The sequence below is a fragment of the Flavobacterium sp. genome (assembly GCF_003525665.1).
GTDB lineage: Bacteria > Bacteroidota > Bacteroidia > Flavobacteriales > Flavobacteriaceae > Flavobacterium.
This window is the reverse complement of sequence record NZ_DQDX01000192.1, coordinates 288-7,661: the sequence shown is the minus strand read 5'-3', so window position 1 is coordinate 7,661 and position 7,374 is coordinate 288. Positions and strand designations below refer to the sequence as shown.

Annotated in this window: 8 protein-coding genes; 7 read left to right on the top strand and 1 reads right to left on the bottom strand. The window is 32.8% G+C overall.

Annotated features, from left to right (window positions below; translation table 11 throughout):
- Nucleotides 1-94 precede the first annotated feature (94 nt).
- The 7 genes from DIU01_RS13595 to DIU01_RS13565 all read left to right on the top strand — a co-directional run bounded on the left by DIU01_RS13595 (nucleotide 95) and on the right by DIU01_RS13565 (nucleotide 6,573).
- A complete protein-coding gene (locus tag DIU01_RS13595; RefSeq protein WP_290835333.1) occupies nucleotides 95-976 on the top strand; it encodes an SDR family oxidoreductase in 882 nt (293 codons plus the stop codon).
- Nucleotides 977-1,215: 239 nt separating this feature from the next.
- Nucleotides 1,216-1,983: a ParA family protein gene (locus tag DIU01_RS13590; RefSeq protein ID WP_290835331.1), complete on the top strand. Its 768-nt coding sequence runs from the start codon at nucleotides 1,216-1,218 to the stop codon at nucleotides 1,981-1,983.
- 3 nt (nucleotides 1,984-1,986) lie between these two features.
- A complete protein-coding gene (locus tag DIU01_RS13585; protein ID WP_290835329.1) occupies nucleotides 1,987-2,886 on the top strand; it encodes a ParB/RepB/Spo0J family partition protein in 900 nt (299 codons plus the stop codon).
- Nucleotides 2,886-3,455, top strand: coding sequence for a DUF5683 domain-containing protein (locus DIU01_RS13580; RefSeq protein ID WP_290835327.1), 570 nt, complete (start codon nucleotides 2,886-2,888; stop codon nucleotides 3,453-3,455). The genes DIU01_RS13585 and DIU01_RS13580 overlap by 1 nt, the downstream gene beginning before the upstream one ends.
- 57 nt (nucleotides 3,456-3,512) lie before the next feature.
- Entirely contained in the window at nucleotides 3,513-4,211 is a 699-nt protein-coding gene (dapB, locus tag DIU01_RS13575; RefSeq protein WP_290835325.1) for a 4-hydroxy-tetrahydrodipicolinate reductase, read from the top strand.
- 127 nt (nucleotides 4,212-4,338) lie between these two features.
- Complete coding sequence (gene lepB, locus DIU01_RS13570) at nucleotides 4,339-5,892, top strand: signal peptidase I (RefSeq protein ID WP_290835323.1); 1,554 nt, start codon at nucleotides 4,339-4,341, stop codon at nucleotides 5,890-5,892.
- Between the two features lie 66 nt (nucleotides 5,893-5,958).
- Nucleotides 5,959-6,573 carry a WbqC family protein gene (locus DIU01_RS13565; protein WP_290835321.1) on the top strand — a complete coding sequence of 205 codons (615 nt, stop codon included), beginning with the start codon at nucleotides 5,959-5,961 and terminating at the stop codon, nucleotides 6,571-6,573.
- A 1-nt stretch (nucleotide 6,574) separates the two neighbouring features.
- On the opposite strand, the gene DIU01_RS13560 is transcribed toward DIU01_RS13565, so the two are convergent.
- Nucleotides 6,575-7,374 (bottom strand): endonuclease/exonuclease/phosphatase family protein (locus DIU01_RS13560; protein WP_290835319.1); only part of this gene is annotated, 800 nt, incomplete at its 5' end.

Sequence of the window (7,374 nt, the reverse complement as noted above, 5' to 3'; positions counted from 1 at the left end):
TTTTATAAAAAGGTTGGGAAGAATCATAAAAAATTATTTACTATGCATGCATAACAATTATTTTTATTATATTTGAAAAACAAATTAAATGACTATGGATTTTTCAGCAAAAATGCTTCGCGATGATGCGTTAAAAGGCAAAACAATTGTGGTTACTGGCGGCGGAAGCGGTTTGGGTAAAGCAATGACAAAATATTTTCTAGAATTGGGTGCAAATGTGGCTATTTCGTCACGAGATTTAGAAAAACTAAAAACTACAGCATCAGAATTAGAGCAAGAAACTGGCGGAAAATGTCTTCCAATTCAATGTGATGTACGTCATTATGACCAAGTGGAAGCTATGCTAGCCGAAGTTTTAAAAACTTTTGGAAAAGTAGATGTTCTGCTTAATAATGCTGCAGGAAATTTTATTTCTCCAACCGAAAGATTATCTGCAAATGCATTTGATACTATTATTGATATAGTTTTAAAAGGTTCAAAAAACTGCACATTGGCATTTGGAAAACATTGGATTGAAACCAAACAAACTAATTGCAATGTATTAAATATTGTTACAACATACGCTTGGACAGGTTCTGGTTATGTAGTGCCAAGCGCAACGGCGAAAGCTGGTGTTCTAGCAATGACAAGAAGTTTAGCTGTAGAATGGGCAAAATACGGAATTAGAATGAACGCCATCGCACCTGGACCATTTCCTACAAAAGGTGCATGGGATAGATTATTACCTGGTGATTTAGCCGAGAAATTTGATATGGCTAAAAAAGTTCCACTGCGAAGAGTTGGTGATCATCAAGAATTAGCCAATTTAGCAGCTTATTTAGTATCTGATTTTTCAGCATACATAAATGGTGAAGTCGTTACAATTGATGGTGGCGAATGGCTTCAAGGCGCTGGACAATTCAATATTTTAGAAAAAATTCCACAAGAAATGTGGGATATGCTCGAATCTATGATTAAAAATAAAGGAAGTAAATAGTACTCAGATGACAGTTTACAGATTTTAGATTGCAGGTTGCAGATTTATATATTTAAAAAGTCAGTTAGAAATTTTCTTTCTGACTTTTCTTTTTTTTTAAAAAAATATTGACTGATTGTCAGGTGCTGAACACGGAAAAAGGAACACTGAAAACTAAAATTTACAAGATTGTTAACAAATAACACTTTCATAAACCATAAAAAATCGTATTTTTACCACTCAAAATTTGAATAGAATACATGGGCAAAATCATTGCAATCGCCAACCAAAAAGGTGGTGTAGGAAAAACAACTACTTCGGTAAATTTAGCCGCATCACTCGGTGTTTTAGAGAAAAAAGTGTTATTAATTGACGCCGATCCGCAAGCCAATGCGAGTTCGGGTTTAGGTATTGATGTAGAAAGTGTTGAGATTGGTACCTACCAAATTCTTGAACATAGCAACATTCCAGAAGATGCAATTATAACGTCATCTTCACCAAACGTAGATATTATTCCAGCTCATATTGACCTTGTTGCCATCGAAATCGAATTGGTTGACAAAGAAAATCGTGAATATATGCTAAAACAAGCCTTGGAAAGCATTAAAGATAAATATGATTATATTCTTATTGATTGCGCGCCATCATTAGGATTGTTAACTTTAAATGCTTTAACCGCAGCCGATTCTGTTGTGATTCCAATTCAATGCGAATATTTTGCATTAGAAGGTTTGGGTAAATTATTGAATACCATCAAAAGTGTTCAAAAAATTCACAATCCAAATTTAGATATAGAAGGATTACTTTTAACCATGTACGATTCGCGTTTACGCCTTTCTAATCAAGTAGTTGAAGAAGTTCAAAAGCATTTTAATGACATGGTTTTTAAAACTATTATTCAGCGAAATGTAAAACTAAGTGAAGCTCCAAGTTTTGGCGAAAGCATCATTGCATTTGACGCAACTAGCAAAGGTGCAACCAATTACCTTAGTTTAGCAGAAGAAATTATTAAGAAAAACAGTAACTAGTTTATGACAAAGGCAATAAAAAAACAAGCTTTAGGAAGAGGATTGTCTGCATTGTTGAAAGATCCAGATAACGATATAAAATCGGTTGATGATAAAAATGCTGATAAAGTTGTAGGAAATATATTGGAAGTTGATATTGATGCCATCGAAATCAATCCGTTTCAACCTCGAACTAATTTTAATGAAGAATCGCTTAAAGAATTAGCATCATCTATTAAAGAACTTGGTGTTATTCAACCTATTACCGTTAGAAAATTAGATTTTAATAAATACCAATTAATTTCTGGAGAACGTCGTTTGCGTGCTTCAAAATTAGTCGGATTAACAACCGTTCCTGCTTATATCAGAATTGCTAATGATAATGAATCGTTGGTAATGGCATTGGTTGAGAACATTCAGCGTCACGATTTAGATCCAATAGAAATTGCTCTGTCTTATCAACGTTTAATTGATGAAATTCAGTTAACGCAAGAGCAAATGAGTGAACGCGTTGGAAAAAAACGTTCTACAATTACCAATTATTTACGATTATTAAAATTAGATCCGATTATTCAAACCGGAATTCGTGACGGATTCATCTCAATGGGTCACGGTCGTGCTATGATTACTATTGAAGATCAAGACGTTCAATCGGAAATCTATCAGACCATTGTTAGTCAGAATTTATCTGTTCGCGATACGGAAGCTTTGGTTAAAAAACACCAAGACGGATTAAAACCAGCACCAGCTAAAGCTAAAAAAACAAGTTCATTTTCGGTTGCCGATGATCAAAAGAAAGCGTTTACCAATTTCTTCGGAGCAAAAGTAGATGTAAAAGTGGCAGGAAATGGTAAAGGTAAAATTGGAATTCCGTTTCATTCGGAGGAAGATTTTAATCGAATTCTAAAATTGATAAACGGTTAATGATTAGGTCATTATACATAGTTTTAGTTGTTTTCCTTTTAGGAAGCACGACACTATTGGCACAAGATGATTTAAAAGTTACCGATGTTATTGTTGCAAAAGACACTTTAAAAAAGACAAAAATAAATCCGTTAGCACCTTCAAAAGCGGCGTTTTATTCGGCTATTTTACCTGGTTTGGGTCAAGCCTACAACAAGAAGTATTGGAAAATTCCAATTGTTTACGCTGCAATGGGAACAGGAATTTATTCGTACTCATGGAATAACAAAAAATACCATGAATTTCGTGATGCTTACAAAAGAAGATTAGCTGGATTTAATGATGACCAGTTTCAAGATATCTACGATGACAATCGATTGATATCTGGCCAACGTTTTCATCAAAAAAACCGCGATTTATCCCTATTAATTACTGCTGGACTTTACATTTTAAACATTGTTGATGCCAATATTGATGCGCATTTGATGCAATTTAATGTTAATGATGATTTGAGTGTTAGACCCGATTTTCAGCAGAATGATCTTAACTACAAATACAATCTTGGAATAACATTAGTTTACAACTTTTAGTTTTTTTTAACGCTATTGTTTGTAACAAAACAAAACTATTCGCAACCAATACTTTATATGAAAATAGCACTTCTTGGATACGGAAAAATGGGTAAAGTAATTGAACGAATTGCTTTAGAAAGAGGTCATGAAATTGTCTTAAGAAAATCGAGTTCAAGTTCGTTTGACGGATTAGAACATGCCGATGTTGCTATCGATTTCAGTGTTCCAGATTCTGCTACCACAAATATTTCTGAATGCATTACTAGAGGAATTCCAGTAGTTTCTGGAACCACAGGTTGGCTTGAAGATTATCATAAAATGGAAACTTTGTGTATCGAAAAAAATGCAGCGTTTATTTATGGTTCTAATTTTAGTTTAGGCGTAAACCTGTTTTTTGAACTCAATGAGTATTTGGCAAAAATGATGTCAAAGTTCAATCAATATTCGGTTTCGATGGAAGAAATTCATCACACACACAAATTAGACAAACCAAGCGGAACAGCTATTTCATTGGCAAACGGAATAATAAATCATACAAAATACAACGATTGGTCTATTGAAAATCCAAAAGCTGACGAGGTATTTATTGATGTTAAAAGAATAGATCCAGTTCCGGGAACACATTCTATTTTTTATACATCAGAAGTTGATACAATAGAAATAAAACACACTGCTCATAGCAGAGACGGATTTGCTTTTGGTTCCATCATCGCAGCCGAATGGTTGATTGGAAAAAAAGGCGTCTTTACTATGAAAGACGTTTTAGAGTTATAATAAACTATTGAAAATTGAACAAAGAATAAAAAATATAGAAGAAAGAATATAGAATATAGAAGGTTAAATAATTTAAGATATTTGGCTCTTAAACTTTTAAACTCATAAACTTTTAAACAAATATAAAATGACAGTATATCAATGGTTTGTGTATTTCCTAATTGTTCAACTAATCCACGGATTGGGAACATGGAAATTATATGAAAAAGCAGGAAAAAAGTCTTGGGAAGCATTTGTTCCAGTATATAATTCAATTATATTGATGAAAATAATAAATCGACCAGCTTGGTGGACATTACTATTATTCATTCCTGTTATCAATTTGATAATGTTTCCAATTATTTGGGTTGAAACTTTAAGAAGCTTTGGACGAAGATCAACTTTAGATACTTTTTTAGGTGTTGCAACTTTGGGTTTTTACATTTACTACATCAATTATACACAAGATGTTCAACACATTGCAGATAGAAGTTTGAAACCTTCAAATGCAACAGCTGATACCGTTGGATCATTATTATTTGCAATAATTGTAGCAACATTTGTTCATACTTATTTTATTCAGCCATTTACAATTCCAACTTCATCGTTAGAAAAATCATTATTGGTTGGCGATTTTCTTTTTGTTAGCAAATACAATTATGGAGCCAGAACACCAATGACAGCAGTTGCTGCGCCAATGGTTCACGACACTATTCCGGTTGTAAAAACAAAATCCTATTTGAGTTGGCCACAATTGCCTTACTTTAGATTTCCTGGATTTGAAAAAATAAAAAATAACGACATTGTAGTATTCAATTGGCCAATTGATACAGTTTACTACTTTAGAGATAAATCAGGAAGACACGTCGACAAACCAATAGACAAAAAGTCGAACTATGTAAAAAGATGTGTGGGAATTCCTGGCGATAATTTAGAGATAAAAGACGGAATTATCTTTATTAACGGTAAAGAATTAATTCTTCCAGAAAGAGCTAAACCACAATATTCTTACAAAGTTGCATACGATAATAAAGTTGCTATTGATTTTGAAAATTTAATTAAAGATCTAGACATTACTGATCCGTATGGCGCAAACGCTACAATGGATACCATTTATTTTAGCGCATTACCGTTTGCAAGTGTAGAAAAATTAAAAGCTACTTCTGGAATAAAATCGGTTACAAGAATAATTTCTAAAGCTAAGGATAAAACTATTTTTCCTCATACTGAAGATTGGAACAATGACAACATGGGACCAATTTACATTCCGCAAGAAGGAAAATCGGTCGCATTAAATCTAGAAACATTGCCTTTTTATTCTAGTATTATTACTGATTATGAAGGAAATAAATTAGAAATTGTTGGAAATGACATCTACATTAATGGTAAAAAATCAACTTCATATACCTTCAAGCAAGATTATTTTTGGATGATGGGAGACAACCGTCATAACTCTGAAGACAGTAGATATTGGGGTTATGTTCCAGAGAATCACATTGTTGGAAAACCAGTTTTTATCTGGATGAGTATCAAAGGAATCAATGATGGAATTAAAAATTGGAGCATTCGTTGGGATCGATTATTTACAACTGTAAGTGGCGACGGTCAACCGCAATCTTATTTTAAATGGTTTTTAGGATTACTTGCTTTGTACTTTGTGGGCGATTATTTCTGGAAAAAACGCAAAGCAGACAAAAAATAGTTTAAATGTTGGTTGTTTATAGTTGGTTGTTACTAACTATAAACTACAAACCATAAACATCAAATAATGAATAACATTTTACTTCAACCCACTTATTTCCCATCAATAAGTCATTTTGTTGCTATGGCAAATGCCGATACGATTACGTTTGAAATGGACGATAATTTCCAGAAACAAACCAATCGTAATCGAATGTACATTTATAGTCCAAACGGATTACAGTTGCTAAATATTCCAGTAAAACACAGTAAAGACGCGCATCAAAAAACACGAGATATCAAAATTGAAACTGCTTTCGATTGGCAGAAGCAACATTTTAAATCACTCGATGCAGCTTATAGAAGTTCACCATTCTTTGAATATTTTGAAGATGATATTCGTCCGATATTCGAAAAACAACACACGTTCCTACTCGACTTAAACTTTGAAGCAATGACTATTATTTCGAAATGTTTGGGATTGAAATTCGAATATAACGAAACTACAGAATTTTTTAAAGAAGCAACCCATTTTGCAGATTTACGTCATTTAGCAAACGGAAAAAAAGATAATTCAGAATTTGAAAGTTACACACAAGTTTTCGGAGAAAAATTTGGGTTTATCAACAACTTGAGCATTTTAGATTTACTTTTCAATGAAGGAAGACATGCTTTGCAGTATTTGAAGAATCAGAAATTATAGATTACTTTTCAACCATCAATCGCGTTACAATTGGATAATGATCGGAGTTTTTAAATTGAGGAAAGTTCTGAAAACTCTTGACTTTCATTGATTTATCGGCAAAAATATAATCAATTCTAGCTGGATAATATTTGAAATTGTAGGTTTCCCCAAATCCTTTTCCGGCTTCTTCAAAACAATCGTTCAAATTTCCTTTTATGCTTCTGTAAACATATGAAAACGCACTGTTATTCATATCTCCACAAATAATCATTGGAAACTTACATTCTTTTTTGTGCTTCATTAAAATCTCTGCTTGCAACTGTTGCTTGGTAAAAGCTTGACCAATTCGTTTGAAAACCATTTGCGATTTTTGCTGATCTATAGTTTCTACATGTTCTTGCATTTCGCTTACATCAGGAGAAATTTTTATAGATTGCAAGTGCATATTATAAACTCGAATGGTATCACTTCCTTTTCTAATATCGGCATACACAATTAAATTATCCGATTCTGGAAACTCAATATTTCCTTGATCGATTATTGGAAATTTAGAAAAAATCGCTTGACCTGTTTTAATTTTATTGCCTTGCATAAAAATAAACTTATGCTTGTAAACACGTAAATCTACATTTGCCGTTTCAGAATATTCTTGAATACAAAGTATATCTGGATTTTGTTCGTCTATAAATGCTTTCATTTCGTCTTTCACCGATTCGCGTTCAATCCATTGAAAAAGATTGAATAATCTAACGTTGTAACTCATTACTACAAAGTCTTTTTCTTCGCGCAATTGTTCTGTTGTCGAAAATTTGTAGAACT